This window comes from Tenuibacillus multivorans (assembly GCF_900103915.1).
GTDB lineage: Bacteria > Bacillota > Bacilli > Bacillales > Alkalibacillaceae > Tenuibacillus > Tenuibacillus multivorans.
Genome location: NZ_FNIG01000005.1, coordinates 73418 through 93120, shown reverse-complemented (window position 1 = coordinate 93120; position 19703 = coordinate 73418). Strand labels below are relative to the sequence as shown.

The following is a 19703-nucleotide window of genomic DNA, read 5'->3' as shown; positions in this document are numbered from 1 at the left end:
TTACGTTATAATGATTACAATATATTATTTGAAAAATCGATATTTTCTAATAATTAATTCCTTTATTTAACAATGACTGGGATCGATTAATTTGTTCAGACGCTTCGTTGACCATACTTTCAATTAATCTCTGAACCGTTGGAATATCACGTATAAGGCCAGTCACCTGCCCACTATTAAGAAAACCGTGATCCAAATCACCTTCCAACGCCCCTTTAGCATGTAAGGCTTCATTCGTCATGTCCTGATACTCCTCACGCGTTAAACCACTCTTTTCTAAATCCGTTAGCTTTTGCGCATACGGTGTATTTAAAATTCGTCTCACCTGGCCGACAGACCTACCAATAATCACCGTTCCCGTTCCATTCGCTTCAAGAACCTTTTCTTTATAATTATCATGAAACGGAGCTTCCTTCGTCGCGATAAAACGCGTCCCCATTTGCACCCCACTCGCGCCTAACATGAGCGTCGCAGCTAAACCTTTGCCATCACCAATACCTCCCGCAGCTAAGACAGGTATGTTGACATGCTCCACGATTTGCGGAATCAACGTAAAGGTTGTCAGCTCTAAATTAGAATTAATCCCTGCCGCTTCATAACCTTCTGCCACTAACAGATCCGCCCCTGCTTCCTCTGCTTTTTTCGCATGCTTAACCGATGCGACAAGCGTCATGACCTTGATATCGTGTTCGTGTAATAGCGGAATATATGGCGCAGGATTACCAGCCGAAAGCGACACAATCGGAATGTGATGTTTAATCACTAAATCAATAAGCTCGTCAACATGGGGCGAAACACTCATCGCGATGTTGACCGCAAATGGTCGATCGGTGCGTTCTTTTGTTGCGATAATTTTTTCTTCAACTTCTTCTGGCGTCATCGTGCCGCATCCGATCGTACCAAGTCCCCCCGCTTCTGATACTGCGGCTGTGAGCTGGGCATTACTGATGTTCCCCATCCCACCTTGAACGATTGGATAGTCGATGTTTAGCATGTGACAGACTGGATTCATAGGGATTCCTCCTTTTGATGTTAAGTGAGCTGGCAAGACGCTCATAAAATGAAAAAGTCGCTCATATATCCGAAAAGTCGCTCATAAATACGGTGAATTCGCTCATATATTGCGAAACTCGCTCATAAATTCAAAATGTCGCGCATATATTTTAAAAGTCGCGCGTAAACCTCAAATCTCACGCACAAATCTACCTTCCTTTAAATCGTGGTGCGCGTTTTTCGCTAAAAGCTTTGAGCGCCTCAACCCGATCCTCGGTTGGAATCGTTAGTTCATAGGCTTTTGCTTCAATCGCAAGCCCGGTTTGCAAGTCCGTGTTCACACCTTCACTAATTGCAAATTTCGCCTGCCTGACCGCAACAGGGCCATTTGCTAAAATATCGTAAGCCAACTGCTCGCAAGTGGACAATAAATCATCAGCCTCTACGACATTTAATAAAATTCCAAGGTCAAGCGCTTCCTCTGCAGTGATTTTCTTGGCGGTCAAAATCAGTTCCTTGGCTTTCATTTCACCCACTATTCTAGGTAGGCGTTGGGTCCCACCTGCACCTGGGATAATCGCCCAGCTCGTTTCGGTTAAGCCCATGGTCGCTGAGGCCCTAGCTATCCGAAAATCACAAGCGAGCATCAGTTCAAAGCCACCACCAAGGGCATAGCCATTGACGGCTGCAATCGTTGGCTGGGGTAATGCAGCTAAACGGTTCGTCATATCCTGAATCGCTTTAACATTGCGACGAACCTCTGACTCGGTTAGCGTTTTGCGTTCCTTTAAATCAGCTCCCGCACTAAACGCTTTCCCTCCTGCCCCGGTGATCATGACAACATTAACATCAGGATCAACGTGAATATGATTAATCAGGTCCTGAAGCTGACTCAGTGCCTCATAGTTCAAACTATTTAATGCTGCCTCGCGGTTAAGCGCGATATAGCCAATTCCTTTTTCTTTTCGAAATTGAACAGTTGACATGGCGTTTTCTCCTTCTTAATCCGAGATATTTTCAACAATGGTTGCAATGCCTTGCCCGACGCCGACACACATCGTCGCAAGTCCGTGGGTCGTTCCTCGCTTCTTCATCTCGTGCACTAAAGTCGTTAAAATACGGGCACCGCTTGAGCCGAGTGGATGACCAAATGCAATCGCACCGCCATTGACATTGACCTTTTCAGAATCGAGCTCTAACTGACGCATACATTCAAGCGACTGCGAGGCAAAAGCTTCATTTAATTCTACTAAGCCAAGTTCTTGAACCGAGCGACCCGCACGCTTCAATGCTTTTTTTGTCGCATAAATTGGACCAAGTCCCATAACAGCAGGCTCTAAACCAGCCGTTGCCCCTGCGACATATTTGGCTAGGGGCTTCAAACCAAGTTCCTTAGCTTTTTCAGCACTCATGATGAGCAAAGCTGAAGCACCATCATTCACACCGGACGCATTACCAGCTGTGACCGTCCCCCCGTTAAAGATCGGTCGTAATGTGGATAATTTTTCTAACGTTGTATTGGGCCGCGGATGTTCATCCTCCACAACGGTCACTTCATTTCCTTTTCGGTCCCGATAAACAACCGGAACGATTTCATCCTGAAAACGATCACGTTCGACCGCCTGCTTCGCGCGCTGTTGACTTTCAAAGGCAAACGCATCCTGCTCCTCACGGGTAATCCCGTATCGTTCGGCGACGTTCTCAGCAGTTTGTGGCATTGAATCCGTTCCATACATCTCATCTAATGTTTGATTCGTAAAGCGCCAGCCGATCGTCGTATCATACATTTCCAAATTGCCACGCGGAAATTCCTTCTCAGGCTTAGCCATCACATAAGGTGCACGCGTCATACTTTCCGTGCCACCGGCAATATAAATATCACCATCACCAACCGCGATTGCACGGGCTGCTGACATGACGGCATCCATGCCTGAGCCACACAAACGGTTCACCGTCGTACCTGCAACATGAACAGGTAACCCAGCTAAAAGTGCCGACATGCGCGCGACATTACGGTTATCCTCACCGGCTTGATTGGCATTCCCTAAAATGACTTCTTCGATCTCGTCAACGGGTAACTTTGGATTTCGCTCAATCAACGCTTTAATGACAATCGCCCCGAGATCATCTGGACGAACAGACTTTAAAGCACCTTTATACCGACCGATTGGCGTACGAACCGCATCAACTATAACAACGTCTTTCATTTTTTAACCAACTCACCTTGTTCTGTATAGTCGTAAACACCCTTGCCTGATTTTCGACCGAACCGCCCTGCCTTCACATACTGTTCCAAAAGTGGCGCTGGTCGGTACTTTTCACCAAGGGTTTCGTGTAAGTACTTTAAATTATTGAGTCGAGCATCTAAGCCGACGAGGTCCCCAAGCTCTAATGGACCCATTGGAAAATTTAAGCCGAGCTTAATTGCCTTATCGATATCCTCTGCCGTGGCCACGCCTTCCTGCAGCATATGAAACGCTTCGTTTCCAACTAATGCGCTTATGCGACTCGTCACAAAGCCTGGGAATTCGTTCACTTCAACGGTTTCCTTGCCCATTTGCTCAGAAACCTGTTGAATCACGTGAACCGTTTCATCACTCGTCTCCAAGCCCCTCACAATTTCGACTAAACGCATTTTGTGGACGGGGTTAAAAAAATGCATGACAGCCACACGCTCAGGCCGTTTCGTAAACGAGCCCAGCTCAGTCGGACTAATCGTTGATGTGTTCGAAGCTAAAATCGTATGTTCAGGTGCATGGGCATCCGCTGTCTCCAGTACGTTTTGCTTTAAATCACGTTTTTCCGGAACCGCTTCGATAACGAGATCCGACGCCGCAGCAGCCGCTTCCAAATCTTTTGAGGTATGAAGATGATCCAGTAGCTTTAGCTTCTCAGCCTCTGTAAGCTTTCCCCGCTGGATACCTTTATCCGCGGTTTTCTTAGCGTGCTCAAAAGCCGCCAGCAGTTGTTTTTCAGAGACATCAATCAGCGTCGTAGGTAAGCCGGCTAGGGCCGAGACATAAGCAATGCCTCGCCCCATAACGCCAGCCCCCACGACTGTAACCTTTTGAATCTTCATGGACACTCTACCTTTCTATCAACTAGATTATTAGACACCGAATGGGTTGAGCGGTTTAGATCCGTAATAAGAAAGGACACTTTTATCTTCCATGTAAAGATCAAGCGTCTCGACCGTCAGCTCACGCCCGAATCCTGACTCTTTAAAGCCGCCAAAAGGTGTGCCTGGGAACGCTGAGAATGGACTGTTCACCATGACAATCCCCGCTTGAATTTGGTGCGCCACGCGTGTTGCACGCCCTTGATTTGTCGTCCAAATCGACGAACCTAGCCCGTATTTCGTGTCATTGGCACGTTTAATCACATCTTTTTCATCGCTAAATTTTTCAACGACGACAACCGGGCCAAAGATTTCTTCACGAACCGCCTTCATATCCGGCGTCACATCGGTAATCACAGTTGGTTCATACCAATGGCCTTTTTCGAAGCCTTCAATGTGCATCTCTTTACCGCCTGTCGCAATCGTCGCGCCATCTTCTATAGCCGACTGTACATAGCCATCAATCTTTTCTAACTGATCGCGACTAATGATCGATCCGAGGTGTGTCCCTTTATCAAACGGATCACCCGATTTTAGCTTCTCAGTTTTCTCGATAAACTGTTCCATAAACTCATCGTAAATCGATTCGTGGACGAACATGCGTGAGCGTGCTTCACACGACTGGCCAGTATTAAAATAAATGCCAAATAACGATCCAGCGACCGCTGCTTCTAAATCCGCATCCTCGAACACGATATTCGGCGATTTACCACCAAGCTCAAGCGTCGTGCGTTTTAACGTTTGCGATGCTTTTTCCATGATATCTTTACCAGTTGGTGTTGAACCGGTAAACGCGACCTTATTGACATCCTCATGCTTCACCAGATAATCACCGACAATGGCACCTGACCCTGGAACCGTATTAACGACACCTTCTGGCACACCCGCTTCATGACAGATTTCATTTAAAATAATTGCCGTAATTGGCGTTAGCGATGCCGGCTTGACCACAACCGAACAACCCGCCGCAATCGCAGGTGCAATCTTCCACGCCGCCATCATCATCGGATAGTTCCACGGAATAATTTGCGCACACACGCCGACCGGCTCTTTATGCGTATAGTTAAAAAAGCCATACGGCATATTGTTAACTTCGCCGCGGTGACCGACAATTGCCCCAGCGTAAAACTCAAAATCCTCGATCGACTGATTAACCTGAACCTGTGCCGCACCAACGGATTTTCCGCTATTTAACACTTCCATTTCGACAAGCTCATTAAAACGCGAGCGCATAATCGCGGCGATTTTATTTAAGACACGCGAACGTTTCCCGACTGGATACTTACGCCATTTTCCATGATCAAAAGCCTGTCGTGCGGCTTGGATAGCTTTTTCCGTATCTGCTTCATTCGCCTTCGCAATCGTCGCAATCGTTTCACCTTTTGCTGGATTAAATGTTTCAAACGTCTCACTCGAGCTGCTTTCAACCCGTTCTCCATTAATCACCATCGCATAATGCTGACGCTTCATGTCTCCAACTTCAGTAATCGCTTCCTTCGTCATTTCCATTTAGAACACTCCTCCTCTTAATCTATTAAACTACTTACCGACAAACTGAGGCTGTCGCTTCTCCTTAAACGCTTGCATCCCTTCTTGGTGATCGCTTGATAGACCCGCAAGACGCTGGGCCTGGGCCTCTTTTTCTAGTAACTCGTCATATGGTAGATGCATCCCATCCATCATGTAGCGCTTCACGAGCGAAATCGCCTTCGTCGGCATACCCGCTAGTTTTTCTGAAAACTTCGAGACACTCTCATCCCACGTCTCCGCTTCAAACACCTCTGTAGCTAGTCCTAATTCATAGGCTTCCGTCCCCGTGATCGGCTTTCCTAAGACCGCAATCTCCATCGCCTTAGCATAGCCAACTAAACGAGGAAGCTGATAAATAAATCCTGAATCCGGAATTAACCCGATATTCATAAACGCACTAACAAACTTCACACCCGGCTTCACTAAACGAAAATCACAAGCCAACGCTAGGCTCATTCCCGCACCAGCAGCCGTTCCATTCACCGCTGCAACGACCGGCTTCGGCATTGCCTTTAACGCCTTCAGCATCGGGTGATAGCGCTCGCGAAGAAACGTCGCATGATTGGTATTTTCATCGACACCCTGTAAATCCTGACCCGCACAAAACGCCTTACCCGAACCAGTAATCACCATACATCTCACGTCATCATCACGACTGGCCTGTTTGAGCGCTTGGGTGATCTCTTGATTCATCTCTTCCGTAAACGCGTTATAAGCGGAGGGGCGATTTAATGTCACAGTGGCAACACCCTGATTAACGTCATACACAATCGTTTGAAAATCCATGGCTCACACCCCTTTAAAAGAAGGTGGCCGTTTTTCCGTGAAGGCTTGCATCCCCTCTTTTTGATCCTGTGAGTCGAAGGCAAGGTAAAAATTCTTCCGCTCAAGCTTCATGCCTTCCATTAATGGCACCTCATCCGCCACATTGACCGCTTCTTTAATCAAGCGCAGCGAAATCGGCGCCTGCTCAGCGAGACTATTCGCGAGTCGAATTGTCTCTTCCATCACTAACTCATCCGCCACGACACGGTTAATCGCCCCGAGCTGAAGCGCTTGGTCTGCACTCATCGATTCACCAAGCCATATAAACTCCAGCGCCTTCCGCTTACCAATCGCTTTCGATAACAGCTGCGTTCCACCAGCACCAGGCATAACGCCTAGCTTCACCTCTGGAAAACCAAACTTCGCACTCTCACCAGCTACAATTAAATCTGAGTGCAGGACGAGCTCAAAGCCACCGCCGAGCGCTAAGCCATTAACCGCCGCGATCACCGGCTTTTTAATCAGCGTCATCCGGTCCCACACCGCAAACGGGTCAGCCAGCTCAAGCGTTAGCGGCGAATCATCCATCATTTCTTCAATATCCGCCCCTGCCGCAAAAGCCTTCTCATTCCCCTTTAAAATAATAACGCTGATCGAATCATCACGATCATATGCTTCGAGCTGTTCCACAATTTCATCAACCATTTTTCGATTTAAGGCATTCATCACATCTGGCCGATTGAGCTGGATAAACCCGACCGAATCCTCCACAAACGTTTCAATAAACTGCTTAGACATGGACTTCCTCACCAATCACTAACGTCACAATGTCACCAGCAAATTTCATCACATCTTTTCCAGACGCTTTACCTTCATCAGTTTTCATCGCTTTCTGTAACGATTCGTGATCGTCATAAAACATTTCACAAAGTAGATAGTAGTCGGTTTCCCCCATCGGTGATCCGACAATTTTTGTCACCTTCATATCCCTTAAGCCAGGAATTTTCTTCGTGATCGGTGTATGCGTGTTGTAATAGTGTTCATCGAATTTTTCTTGATCCTCCGGTTGCTTATAAATGGCGATTAGTTTAACCATTTTGACAAAACCCCTTTTCAATTAATTTGCCGTGTCTTCCACCACCGGCTTCATCGCCTCAAATGGATTCTTACACGCGCTACAATACAAAATACTTCGACATGCCGTTGGTCCGAATACATTGTCCATCGAGGTATAATCGGAACCACAATAAGGACAATTAACCGTCCACTCTTCACCTGGTCGATAATCTTCTGGTGGGGGCGCAATGCCATGCTTTTTCAGTTGAGCTTTACCCGTATCTGTGATCGCATCCGTCGACCATTTATGCTGGAACGAAAATTCAACGTCACAATCCGTCACCCATGGCACCTCTTCAATCGCTTTTTGTACCTTTATTTCAATAAAATCGAGCGCCGGACACCCAGCAAACGTTGGTACCATCGACACTGAAACCGAACCGTCATTAATGGCGATGTCATAAACCATGCCCAAATCCATCACACTAACCGATGGAAGCTCCGGATCATCAACGGTTTTTAATACAGATCGAATTTCCTCTTGTCGTTCTTGGACTTGCATTCCTCTTCACCCCCTAGCTGCTTACCAAATCGCATTCTCATCACTCACATAAACCTCTGACAACACTTCAAGCGCTTGATCAAAATCCGCGGTATGCTCACCTTCCCTTCCGCTACCTAATTGTTTCTTCGGTGTCCCGTTCGGCAAATCTTTTATCGTTGTTTTCACTTCCTCAAGCCATAGCTCTTTTAGCTCATCTTCACCTATCATTAATTGAAAGTGCTCCATTTCCGTCGCGTATTGACCTAATTCTAAAACATCGCCAAACGCATACCACGCTTCCTCTAAACGTTCTTCCAACCTTGAACGCGCATCTTCCGTCGATGCCAACAGCTGCTCAACCCATATTCGCCAGTGCGATAAGTGATACGGCTGCTCCATTAACACTTTTTCCGCTACATTCGCTAGTGGCTGATAAGAACTGTTTGTAATCGCTTTCAATTTTACCTTTTTAAACGTTTCATATAGAAAATTCCGCACGACCGTCAGCGCCCAATCATAGTAAGGCTCGCCTAAGTATGAACCCTCACCGTTTTTCTTTTCCAAATAAACGGCATTGCGGCGTTCATCTGGCTGCCGTTCGTGTGCGAGAGCATCGGCCTTACCTTCGCCTAATTCCTCTAACAAGCTGTAAAACATCACCGCATGCCCCATCGTGTTTTGCGTAATCGATGAAAACGCGACGTCCTCCTCGATGTGCGGTGCTAATCCTAACCACTCCGATCCACGAAACGAAATGATAAAATCATCATCAGCACATTGATAGATGAGATCTTTTAATGCCTTCAAATAAGTCGCATCTTTTTTTGCCTCTTCTGCTGTTTCGACTGGCATCACTTCTTCTTCACCTCTTTCCAGGACATAATCTCCTTCTCATCCAACATCCCTTGCTCTTTTTCCTTCCACTTTTGCCTTAAATAGCCATAGCCCTTGGTCCGACGATAATCCTTGTTATCTAATCGCTTCGTCCAGTTCATCCGCTCTTCACTCGTCATCGCGCGAATGTTGCTACGTTTTACGACCCAGACATCGAGCACATCCTCACGTCGCATGAAATTTTCAACCGCCATGCTGAGCGCCATCTCTTCGTTTGGCGCCAACAAACTGAACTGATGCTGAATCGGAGCTTTAACACTTTTTTTACTAAAAACTTCATATTCCTGATAAAAGCTAGCTTCATTCGTATTTTCCATGAAAACCTCCCCTTTCGTCGCCTTATGAACCGACAGCCTCAGACGTTAAAGCCTGCCTGACCCAGCGGTTATTTTCATAGGCAACCTCACGTAAACGCAACCGTTCTTTAGAGCGTGGCCCTTTATTTTTAATAATCTGTTTGAACTCATTCCAATCCGGCTGCTGGTAGACCCATTCGCCTTTCTCCTCATCATAATGAGCTGTTTCATCTGGCACCGTTAAGCCTAAAGAGAACACTCGAGGTAAATATTTATCTAGGAAAGCCTGACGTAACTCTTCATTGGAGCTTTTACGAATGCGGTATTTAATCATAATATCCTGCTTCGATGAGCCCGTTGTGTCCGCTGATTTCGGACCAAAGAACATGAGAAGCGCTGACCACCAACGATTAAGCGACTCCTGTAATATTTGCCGCTGATGCTCCGTCCCCTCAGCTAACGCCATAATGATCGCCTCACCGTGCTGCGCGTGGAACACCTCTTCCTGACAAATTCGCTGCAGCGCTCGCTGATACGGACCATAAGACGCATCAAGCATATTCGTCTGCGAAATAATCGCCGCCCCATCAACAAGCCAACCGACCATTCCCGCATCGGCCCACGTCTTCGTCGGCATGTGGAACACATTGTGGAACTTCAAATCACCACTCAAGAGGTCATCCATTAAATCGCCTCGCGTCTTGCCATACGGCCGCATCAAATCTTCCGCAACACGTAATAAAAGCTGCCCGTGCCCCATTTCATCCTGCACCTTCGCCATAATCCCGAGCTTACGCTTTAACGTCGGCGCTTTCGGTACCCACTCCTTTTCAGGAAGAGCCCCCATAATCTCACTAATCCCATGCATCGAAATTAGCTTAATAAGCGCCTGCCGATAATCATCCGGCATCCAATCATCCGCTTCAATTTTTTCACCCGCTTCAATCCGAGCCATAAACTGTTCATACTTTTCCTGATCATCAACATGACTTGATTCTTCAGGCTGACTCGCTCCCGAATAAATATACATATCGCAACAACCCCTTATTACGTTTATTTAACGTAATCATATCAAAACGTTATACTATTATCAATATGAATTTAAAATTTTCAGAAAAAATACTTGTACTTTTTTCTATCGTATTCTATTCTATGAACATGGAGACGTGGTATATGTGACTTAAAGCATTTTACCGTGAAAAATTCGTCATTTTATAGTAAACTATTCACAGTCCTACAACTAGATGAAAAGGAAAGGATCTAAAAATGGAGAAACAGTTTAATACACGCTCAATGATTTTTACGTTATACGGCGATTACATAAGACACTACGGCAATATGATATGGATCGGCAGCTTAATTCGCCTCCTAAAGGAATTTGGACACAACGAACAATCCGTTCGCGCCGCCATCTCCCGTATGAGCAAACAAGGCTGGGTCCAATCCGAAAAACGAGGCAATAAAAGCTATTACTTTCTAACCGAACAAGGCAAAGCCCGCATGGACGAAGCCGGCAGACGTATCTACCAAGAAGAATCCCCATCATGGGACGAACGCTGGCGCATCCTCGTTTATAACATCCCAGAGGAAAAACGAAACCTACGAGACCAGCTGAGAAAAGAACTCGTCTGGAGCGGCTTTGGACTTTTGTCGAATAGCTGCTGGATTACGCCAAACCCACTAGAAGAACAAGTTCATAGACTCATAGACAAATACGACATCGCATCGTACGTGACATTATTTGACGCCTCGTATGAAGGCATGAATACATCGAAAAGCCTAGTCGAAAAATGCTGGGACTTAGAAGACGTTAACGAACGCTACTCCCAGTTCATACAAGAATACAGCCAAAAATACTATATTGATAAAAACCTGATCGAAAAAGGTGAAATAAGCGACGGGACCTGCTTCGTTAAATGCGCATCACTCGTTCACCAGTACCGAAAATTTTTATTTATCGACCCGAACCTTCCCGGTGAACTATTACCCGAAAAATGGCTCGGAGACTCAGCTGCCACGCTTTTTTCCGACTATCACGAGCTCCTGCAAAAACCCGCTACTCGCTTTTTCGAATCCGTGTTTGAATAGGATTAGGCGCACTCTTTTTGGGAGAGTGCGTTTTTTTGTATGGACTAGAACAGAAGATGATTTGGGTCTTCAAATTGGCGGATCGTGTGCCCGTTATGGCGGATAAAATGCTCATCTTGGCGGATGGGCCTCTCATTTTGGCGGATGAACCTCTCAATACGGCGGATGGACTCCTCATTTTGGCGGATGGACCTCTCAATACGGCGGATGGACTCCTCATTTTGGCGGATGGACCTCTCAATACGGCGGATTATACTTTCACATTGGTCAGGTCAGATTCCTGTGGTTAGTGAGTCCATCCTCCCATTGGCAACTCCGAATACTAGATTGGCGCCCCCAAACCCGGATTGCAAGTCCAACCCCATTCTTAGCGGAAAAGTTTTTCAACCCGATTGATGAAAAAAGCTGTCCCAATCCTAGATTAAGACAGCTTTTAACTACTTTATTCTTTCAAGCACATCAGCCTGCTGAAAATCTTGGCCTTTTTGCGTATAGGTCCTGATCGTTTCTTCAATCATTTCCATATCCCGATCCGTTAACTCGCGTACAACCTTACCCGGTGATCCAAGAACGAGCGAATGTGGCGGTATCTTTTTACCAGATGGAATAAGACTGTTCGCACCGATAATTGAGTATTCCCCGATTTCAGCACCATCTAAAACGGTCGCGCCCATGCCAACGAGCACGCCTTTTCTTAGCGTACAGCCATGAATAATCGCATTATGCCCTACCGACACTTCATCCTCAAGCGTCAACGGAAACTCTTCATATAAGTGACACATCGAATTTTCTTGAATATTACAACGCTCACCAATGCGGATTGGCCCTTCATCCCCTCTCACAACAACATTGAACCAAATACTAGACTTCGCACCAATTTCGACATCACCAATTACCTTGGCACCATCTGCAATGAACGCTGTTTCATCTATTCGTGGGGTATGATTCTTATAACGATAAATCATTAAAATCCCTCCCAATTATGCTACCTTCAATATAACATAAATGACGCACACCGTTTTTAATACATAATATATTGACAGCAAAATTTTTGTTATGTATGATTTATATAACGTTATATAATTAGTTCGTTAAAAATACGTTATATAAATATGAAGGGAGAAATCATGATGGAAAAAACGTATGATATTACGATTATCGGAGCCGGTCCCGTCGGATTGTTCACAGCCTTTTATGCTGGCATGCGCGAGGCATCCGTCAATATCATCGACAGCATGCCTCAGGTCGGTGGGCAGCTAGCGGCGCTTTACCCTGAAAAATACATCTATGACGTCGCAGGTTTCAAAAAAGTGAAGTCACAAGAGCTTGTCGAAGAACTGCATGAGCAGGCCCTGACATTTTCACCGACCATCCATTTGAACGAATCCGTTAATACTATCAACCACTTAGAAGACGGGCATTTTGAACTAATCACTTCAAACGGCACACACTACTCAAAAAGCATTATCATCACAGCTGGCGCTGGCGCCTTCCAACCCCGGAGACTCAAAGCCGATAACGCCGAACAATACGAAGACCAAAACCTACACTATTTTGTAAAGGAACTCAATCAATTCAAAGACAGGCGCGTGCTCGTCTGCGGTGGCGGAGACTCAGCCGTCGATTGGTCCCTAGCACTCGAACCCATCGCCCAAGACGTCACACTCATCCACCGCCGTGATAAATTCCGGGCACACGAACACAGCGTATCCCTCTTAGAACAATCTAACGTGAACGTGATCACACCTTATGAAGCCCACGAACTTATTGGAAACGGCGACCACATTGAACAAGTCCTAATCAAAGAAGTCAAAGGCGACAATACGAAGCTAATCGATGTCGATGACGTCATCGTGAACTATGGCTTCGTCACATCACTTGGCCCCTTAAAAACATGGGGACTCGACATACACAAAAATTCAATACAAGTTAACGCTAAAATGGAAACCAACATTCCAGGCATTTTTGCAGCAGGCGACGTCTGTACGTATGAAGGCAAACCAAAACTGATCGCCACCGGCTTTGGCGAAGCACCCATCGCCGTCAACCACGCCAAATCCATGATCGATCCAAAAGCTAAACTGAACATTCATAGTACACATTTGTTTGAAAAAGCAGGTCGATGAACGGTACAAAAAGCACCGCAAATATCGCGGTGCTTTTGCTTGTCTATTAACTGATTTAATGGTGAATTTGCCACTCATATTGGCGTGTAGAATCTTTAGAGCGGCGAATAACCCTCATTTTGGCGGACCAAAACCTCTAACGGCGAATCGAACCCTCTATCCCTTATAATCAGTACTAATATTTTTAGACACTACTACCGAAAAAAGGAGGAACTAGAATTGAACAACCTTACCGACAGGGACTCATTTCAGGTTTCCTCGCAACCATCACGCCCCTCCACCCACTTTCAATAACGTCACCCGAGGATGAAGCTAATTAACATTTTCTCACTTATTATAGAACTGAAGAATTTAAATATCCAATTTAATTACTCCTCTTCTATAATGTCCTACAATCCCTGAATATTGGCCATTTATTGGCTTTTTATTCCCTTTGCGAACTTTAATCCCGGCACTATTTAGCCTATTAATTATATGTTATCGGACTTCCTCTTTTGAGTTTTCATACATATTATGCATTATAACACCTCAAGATTATAATTTACTTTATATACATAAATATGTAATCAACATAAAAAGAGAACCGTAGATTAAAAACGGTTCTTTATCAACTCAAACTATATTTTCAAAACTCTTCTTTTTCGGTCATTACCTACAATCCCAGAGTATCTACCGTTTCTAGGTGATTTTTTGCCTTGCTGAACATTAATGCCTTTTTCCCTTAACCTTTCAATAACTTCAGCCTGCTTTTTATTATAAAAAGCATTTTTACCTTGCATCTAATCACCTATCCTTTCTGTATTGTTATTATACATTTTTTCTAATTTATTTAAAAGCTTTTCAAAATCTTTACTAATGTGATCTATTAGTGCACCATATATTTGCTCTTCCAAAATACTTGGATCAAGTGCTATTAAGAATATTGTCTCCTTATCACGTACCCTAACCAAACGAGTCATATATTGTCTGTTATATTTTGCATTTTCCTTTGTATGTGTAAAGGTGTAAAACCCTTCTTTTATGATTCCACCACGTAATATCCCAGTTCGATATTGATTCATCAATTTGTTTAATTCTTTCTCTTTAACTCCTATATTTTCTACTCCAATTTCGAAATCTTTCTCTAATATTTCTAATGCTAAATACATTAAAGAACATAAAGTCGCATCTTCCTTAGAATATGAATTAGAATCTTTACTATTTAGGTAATCGTAAGTATCTAGTGCAAATTCAAGAAGTTCATTAGGATCATCATCACTTAAAAATTTCTCTCTTGCACGATTAAAATTAATCAAGGTGTTCGTATCACAATAATGATAAATTTGATGTATAGCATTTATGCTAACTTCTTCTGCTACGGTACCTTGTAAGTATTCAAACTTAAAAATGGTTTTAGGTCTTAGTTTCTGTTCTTGATACTTATATAATTGAACTGCTATTACATATGGATTGTTTGTGATAATGTAAAATACTGACCCATATATTAAATCGTAACAACTCCTTTTTTGGAGAGAGTTGCGATTTAAATATTATTTTTATACTTTCTAATACAATATATAATTCACAACCACCACGGTCACAACCATCACCAACACACTAAGCGGAAACCCGACCTTAAAGTAATCGGTAAACTTATAACCACCTGGCCCGTAAACAATCAGGTTCGTTTGATACCCGATTGGCGTCACAAAACTTGCGGAGGCCGCTATCGCAATAGTCACCGCAATTCCCATGGGATCAACGCCTATCACTTCGGCTACTTCTAGTCCGATCGGCACCATCAACACAGCGGATGCGACATTAGTGATCACTTCAGTAAATAGATTCGTCAATATATAAACCAACGCAATCACCGCGACCACTCCAAATGGTTCAACCAACATTAAAGCCCTCTCCGCAAGCCATGCAGCGAGTCCAGTTTTGGACATGGCTGTTCCTATCCCAATCGCACTGGCAATCAACAGCATTATATTAAAATGTAAAAACTTCTTAGCTTCCTCCAGCTCGATCACCTTGGTAAACAACAAGGTCAGAGCCGCAATCATCATCGCCTTCAGCATACTCAGCACACCCAAGGTCACGAGCAAGACCATGGTCAACAACACACCTAACGCAAACCATCCCCGCTTTGGACTAGCATTAAATGCGGTAGGCGGATTTAACTCCGATACGACATAAAAATCACTCGAAACGCGATGCTTTTCTATAAAGTCAGGACCAGCCAATAACAGCAACGTATCCCCAGGCTCTAATACAATATCCCCAACTTTACGCTCAACCCTTTCATGATTCCGGTGAACAGCAACCACACCAGCATCGTACTTCGCTCGAAACTGCAACTGCTTAATCGACCTCGAACACAAGGGTGATTCATGAGACACCACCGCCTCAACTAACTGTGTTGAACCACCCTTCAAATCGTTTGGGTCAATGTCCGTTCCCGTTTCTAACTCTAACCCTTTCATCCTCTGTAACTCCGCGATTGTCGAAATCATTCCAGTAAAAATCAACCGATCCCCCGCCTGAATCACCGTCGTCGACCGCACCGGAGAGACCATCTCCTTTTTCCGGATAATTTCGATTAAGTATAGCCCTTTTAAATCCCTGAGCCCCGCTTCCTGAACGGTTTGATATAAATAAGGAAAATCCCCACGCACCGTTAACTCCGCCATATACTCCCGCGAATCTTCCCAAACCTTTTCAGTAAAACTTTTATAAGACGGAAGCAAGCGATGCCCGACAACCGCTATATAGACAAGCCCTAACACCGTGATCGGTACACCGACGACAGCCATTTGAAAAAAGGAAAAACCACCCAACCCTCGCTCCACCAACATCCCGTGAACAACTAGATTCGTAGAAGTTCCAATTAAGGTGACGGTACCACCAAGGATCGTGACATAGGACAGCGGGATTAATAGTTTTGATGGAGCAATCCCCTTCTCCTCACACCAGTTCCGCAAAACCGGAGTGAGAGCGACCACAAGCGGGGTGTTATTAAAAAAACTAGAAAACACCGCAATCGGTGCAAACAACCGCATTGTGATTCCCTGAAACGAATTCACCTTTCTAAGCAATTTATGAACAATCGAATCAATCACACCATGCTTTTGAATCGCACCAGCCACCATAAACAGTAACGCCAGCGTGACCATCCCTTCATTTGAGAACCCTCTGAGCGCCTCGCCAGGGGTCAAAATTCCCGTAACTAATAAAACCGTTAAAGCTGTGAACATCACCATTTCCGGACGAGCCACTTCTAATATGAGACTAGCCAACATGACGAAAATTAATATGAGAACAAAACCCATTTCAAATGTCATCACTCTCAACCTTTGACGCAAAATTATATACTATGTATATTTGCAAGTCGTTATTTAGTGAGAGGATTGAAAAAGATAGCTTGGAAATTGATAGAATGGCCTCCGGTTGGCGGGCTGACCCTAGGCTTGGCGGGGCAACCTTTTTGTGTGGCGACTCCAGACCCCTGATTGGCGACTCCAAATCCTAGAGTTAGGACAAAAACTTATAGCTGATCGGCCCATCATTTTGGCGAATCGAATCCTCTCAACGGTGAGTTAACCTCCCAGAAAGGCGACACCAAACCTCAAATTGTTGGCTATCTTCCAAACGCTCCACCTTCTTTTTTAAAAATCCATATTGTCAAACTATGTCGAATATTATATGATATCTAGTAAACTCAATATCTCTTCTTCCAAATGGTCGAACCGTTTATTTCACGGTTCTAATCCCAAACGCCATAATTTCCGGACACCACACTACCGGCTTTTCCACCAATTCAACAAAAGGGGGACATCATCATAAGAAAGGTAATCTACATTCTACTAACCACGCTATTAACTATTTTTCTATCAAGCCAAACGAGCCTGGCTTCCGGTCAAGGTTTGTATATTGATGAGCCGAAGCAAACGTATACATATGAGATGATGACATCGGATATCAAAAAGCTAAAAGAGCTATATCCTGAAGTCATCGACTATCAATCGCTTGGGCAAACGCAATACGGCCGGGAGATTTGGGCTGTCAAACTTGGCCATGGTGATGCAACACTATTCATCAACGGTTCACACCACGCCAGGGAATGGATCACGACCACATTAAGCATGAACATGATCCAGCAATATGCAAAGTCATATTACGGAAATGAAAATCTAGAAGGTTATCAGGTTCGAAATCTATTAAATGACGTGACGATATGGTTTGTTCCGATGGTCAATCCGGATGGGGTAACCTTACAGCAGCAAGGGATTGAAGCTTTTCCGGGAGAGGTACATAACAAGCTTATTGAAATGAATAACGATAACACTGATTTTACACGGTGGAAGGCGAATGCAAGCGGCGTTGATTTAAATCGAAACTATGACGTACAGTGGGAGACAATCCCTGAAAACGACGCTGACCAGAGTTGGGCTTTTCATAAAGGCAGCGAGCCATTTAGCACAACTGAAACTCAAATCATTCGAGATTTTACCGAAAAAATCAATCCCATGATGGTACTCGCCTATCACACATCTGGCCAAAAACTCTATTGGCATTATAATCACGAGTCGTATCATTTTGACCGTGACAAAAAGATCGCTCAAACAATTGAAAACTACACGGGTTATCCGATTGATCGTCCAAAAGGCTCACCATCTGGCGGAACGTATACTGATTGGTTTATCCAAGAGTATCTGAGACCAGCTTTTACGTTGGAATTGAATGAATATGTGGAAGATCGACACGTACCTGTAGAAAACTTCCCGAGCATTTGGAAGAAAAATAAGCTCGTGCCGTTATACGCAGCTCAAGAAAGTTATCAAATCTGGACGAATCGACAACAAAAACTGGCATTGGACGAAGAAGTCTATCTAACGTCCCAAACAACCTTATTTCAATCACCACGAGGTCAAGCAACACAACTAAATCTAACGCCACAACCCGTGAAGGCGACTGCGGTAAAAGGTGATTGGTTTCAAATTAAAACATTTGCAGGTGATATGTGGATTAGAGATGACTTTACGCAATTGACTCCAAAAGAAAAAGTCGACGAGTCCATCCAACTGGCACATAAAACTAGATTATACGAACACCCTTCATATCACAGTAAAATCGTGAGCTCCCTAGCATCACAAACTGTTCGAGCTAAAGCCAAATGGGGCGATTGGTATTTAATCAAAACTTGGATTGGAGATTATTGGGTCAAACCACAATAAAATAAGTTTTAAACAAACGTTTGTTTAAATCAACAAAAAACAAACGGAACTAAAAAAAGTTCCGTTTGTTCATTCCTACTAGAAGCTACTCAACATACTCCAATCCCTCTACAATTTCTATAACTTCTTCTTTAGAGAGGTCAGGATTCTGAATAAGTAAGGAGTAACGTAATCCTTCTTCCTCCCACATCACAGATTTAATCACATCATTAGAATAAACCGCCGTTGTATTTCGAACGTCAATCTCTTCCTCTTCGCCAAGTCCAAGACCTAACTCTCCGTCTTTTGGTGCCTCGAACGAACTTAACGTAAACTGTAAGAAACCATCTTTGTGGAATTCTTGATTGACCTCCGTACGGTCAAACTGTTCCATATAAAATTGATCAACTTTTTCTAATTGATACGATTGGTCACTCACCGTTAATAAAGGCACATCATAGCTTGTAGCCGCTTCATCTAAAGTCACTTGTTCAGTAGGATCCATTTCCTCAAAAGGTTTTACCTCGACTCCTTCTGGTAGATTAAGCGTAAACGTATTTTCATCAAACTCTGGATTAACATTAAGATCAGTTACCTCATATATCACTTTGATATCATCGCTGTGTGTGATGGATTTAACAATCATCCAATGATCAGTAGTAATCCAGTATTCTTCCTCACCACGTAAACTGTTCCCTTCTTCTTTAGGAACGGCCTTAATATGATACGTATTAAAACCATTCAATTCTTCTTCACCAATTAAGTTTAGGTCATGCGTCTCTCGCGTCTGTTCTAACGTCCTTTTAATTTGTTCCTGCTGGCTTCTTTCAGCAACTTCCGTTTTTGGTGCTTCCATTTCAAAAGCTTCACCTTGTAGATCAGAATACATGATCACTTTTTCGCCATCATTCACTGATTTAGAAACTTCACCATTAGCCGTTTCAGTTATAACCTTTGTTCGTCGGGTATCTTTATAGTCCATCCACTGCTCTAGGGATGAATCATCGATTTGATTTTCCCCTTTAAACACATCCATTTCAGCTTTCATATAAAAGGACAATGCCTAATAGCCATATATGATTAATCGTTTTCATGCCT

Annotated in this window: 20 protein-coding genes; 3 read left to right on the top strand and 17 right to left on the bottom strand. The window is 44.1% G+C overall.

What is annotated here, in order from left to right; all coding sequences use genetic code 11:
- Positions 1-46: 46 nt before the first annotated feature.
- The 12 genes from BLP77_RS09175 to paaA all read right to left on the bottom strand — a co-directional run bounded on the left by BLP77_RS09175 (position 47) and on the right by paaA (position 10226).
- Positions 47-1012, bottom strand: coding sequence for an NAD(P)H-dependent flavin oxidoreductase (locus tag BLP77_RS09175; protein WP_093856826.1), 966 nt, complete (start codon positions 1010-1012; stop codon positions 47-49).
- Between the two features lie 190 nt (positions 1013-1202).
- Positions 1203-1979, bottom strand: a complete 777-nt coding sequence (locus BLP77_RS09170; RefSeq protein WP_093856825.1) for an enoyl-CoA hydratase-related protein — start codon at positions 1977-1979, stop codon at positions 1203-1205.
- A 15-nt stretch (positions 1980-1994) separates the two neighbouring features.
- Positions 1995-3200: a thiolase family protein gene (locus tag BLP77_RS09165; protein ID WP_093856824.1), complete on the bottom strand. Its 1206-nt coding sequence runs from the start codon at positions 3198-3200 to the stop codon at positions 1995-1997.
- On the bottom strand, positions 3197-4072 hold the full coding sequence (locus BLP77_RS09160; RefSeq protein WP_093856823.1) for a 3-hydroxyacyl-CoA dehydrogenase: 876 nt from the start codon (positions 4070-4072) through the stop codon (positions 3197-3199). The genes BLP77_RS09165 and BLP77_RS09160 overlap by 4 nt, the downstream gene beginning before the upstream one ends.
- A 30-nt stretch (positions 4073-4102) precedes the next feature.
- Positions 4103-5620: an aldehyde dehydrogenase family protein gene (locus tag BLP77_RS09155; RefSeq protein ID WP_093856822.1), complete on the bottom strand. Its 1518-nt coding sequence runs from the start codon at positions 5618-5620 to the stop codon at positions 4103-4105.
- A gap of 30 nt (positions 5621-5650) precedes the next feature.
- Entirely contained in the window at positions 5651-6427 is a 777-nt protein-coding gene (locus tag BLP77_RS09150) for an enoyl-CoA hydratase/isomerase family protein (protein WP_093856821.1), read from the bottom strand.
- 3 nt (positions 6428-6430) lie between these two features.
- The gene (locus BLP77_RS09145; RefSeq protein WP_093856820.1) at positions 6431-7204 is read right to left on the bottom strand and encodes an enoyl-CoA hydratase/isomerase family protein; all 774 of its coding nucleotides are present in this window, start codon (positions 7202-7204) and stop codon (positions 6431-6433) included.
- Positions 7197-7502, bottom strand: a complete 306-nt coding sequence (locus BLP77_RS09140) for an EthD family reductase (RefSeq protein ID WP_093856819.1) — start codon at positions 7500-7502, stop codon at positions 7197-7199. Before BLP77_RS09140 ends, BLP77_RS09145 begins: the two co-directional genes overlap by 8 nt.
- Positions 7503-7523: 21 nt before the next feature.
- On the bottom strand, positions 7524-8024 hold the full coding sequence (gene paaD, locus BLP77_RS09135; protein ID WP_093856818.1) for a 1,2-phenylacetyl-CoA epoxidase subunit PaaD: 501 nt from the start codon (positions 8022-8024) through the stop codon (positions 7524-7526).
- Positions 8025-8045: 21 nt separating this feature from the next.
- Positions 8046-8858, bottom strand: coding sequence for a 1,2-phenylacetyl-CoA epoxidase subunit PaaC (gene paaC, locus BLP77_RS09130; RefSeq protein ID WP_093856817.1), 813 nt, complete (start codon positions 8856-8858; stop codon positions 8046-8048).
- Positions 8858-9217, bottom strand: a complete 360-nt coding sequence (gene paaB / locus BLP77_RS09125) for a 1,2-phenylacetyl-CoA epoxidase subunit PaaB (protein ID WP_093856816.1) — start codon at positions 9215-9217, stop codon at positions 8858-8860. The genes paaC and paaB overlap by 1 nt, the downstream gene beginning before the upstream one ends.
- A 22-nt stretch (positions 9218-9239) precedes the next feature.
- Entirely contained in the window at positions 9240-10226 is a 987-nt protein-coding gene (paaA, locus tag BLP77_RS09120) for a 1,2-phenylacetyl-CoA epoxidase subunit PaaA (protein WP_093856815.1), read from the bottom strand.
- A gap of 236 nt (positions 10227-10462) precedes the next feature.
- Between paaA and paaX the strand changes: the two genes are divergently transcribed.
- Positions 10463-11284 (top strand): phenylacetic acid degradation operon negative regulatory protein PaaX, encoded by an 822-nt coding sequence (paaX, locus tag BLP77_RS09115; RefSeq protein WP_093856814.1) that lies wholly within the window; start codon positions 10463-10465, stop codon positions 11282-11284.
- A gap of 437 nt (positions 11285-11721) precedes the next feature.
- On the opposite strand, the gene BLP77_RS09105 is transcribed toward paaX, so the two are convergent.
- Positions 11722-12249: a gamma carbonic anhydrase family protein gene (locus BLP77_RS09105; protein ID WP_093856812.1), complete on the bottom strand. Its 528-nt coding sequence runs from the start codon at positions 12247-12249 to the stop codon at positions 11722-11724.
- A gap of 165 nt (positions 12250-12414) precedes the next feature.
- On the opposite strand from BLP77_RS09105, the gene BLP77_RS09100 reads away from it, so the two are divergent.
- Positions 12415-13410 carry an NAD(P)/FAD-dependent oxidoreductase gene (locus BLP77_RS09100; RefSeq protein ID WP_371859597.1) on the top strand — a complete coding sequence of 332 codons (996 nt, stop codon included), beginning with the start codon at positions 12415-12417 and terminating at the stop codon, positions 13408-13410.
- A 617-nt stretch (positions 13411-14027) separates the two neighbouring features.
- On the opposite strand, the gene BLP77_RS15845 is transcribed toward BLP77_RS09100, so the two are convergent.
- The 3 genes from BLP77_RS15845 to BLP77_RS09090 all read right to left on the bottom strand — a co-directional run bounded on the left by BLP77_RS15845 (position 14028) and on the right by BLP77_RS09090 (position 16733).
- Positions 14028-14189, bottom strand: coding sequence for a hypothetical protein (locus BLP77_RS15845; protein WP_176753027.1), 162 nt, complete (start codon positions 14187-14189; stop codon positions 14028-14030).
- Positions 14190-14705 carry a hypothetical protein gene (locus BLP77_RS09095; protein WP_093856810.1) on the bottom strand — a complete coding sequence of 172 codons (516 nt, stop codon included), beginning with the start codon at positions 14703-14705 and terminating at the stop codon, positions 14190-14192.
- Positions 14706-14954: 249 nt separating this feature from the next.
- Complete coding sequence (locus BLP77_RS09090) at positions 14955-16733, bottom strand: SLC13 family permease (protein WP_093856809.1); 1779 nt, start codon at positions 16731-16733, stop codon at positions 14955-14957.
- A 624-nt stretch (positions 16734-17357) separates the two neighbouring features.
- On the opposite strand from BLP77_RS09090, the gene BLP77_RS09085 reads away from it, so the two are divergent.
- The gene (locus BLP77_RS09085; protein WP_176753026.1) at positions 17358-18626 is read left to right on the top strand and encodes a M14 family metallopeptidase; all 1269 of its coding nucleotides are present in this window, start codon (positions 17358-17360) and stop codon (positions 18624-18626) included.
- Between the two features lie 85 nt (positions 18627-18711).
- On the opposite strand, the gene BLP77_RS09080 is transcribed toward BLP77_RS09085, so the two are convergent.
- Positions 18712-19653 (bottom strand): LolA family protein, encoded by a 942-nt coding sequence (locus BLP77_RS09080; protein WP_093856807.1) that lies wholly within the window; start codon positions 19651-19653, stop codon positions 18712-18714.
- Positions 19654-19703 lie beyond the last annotated feature (50 nt).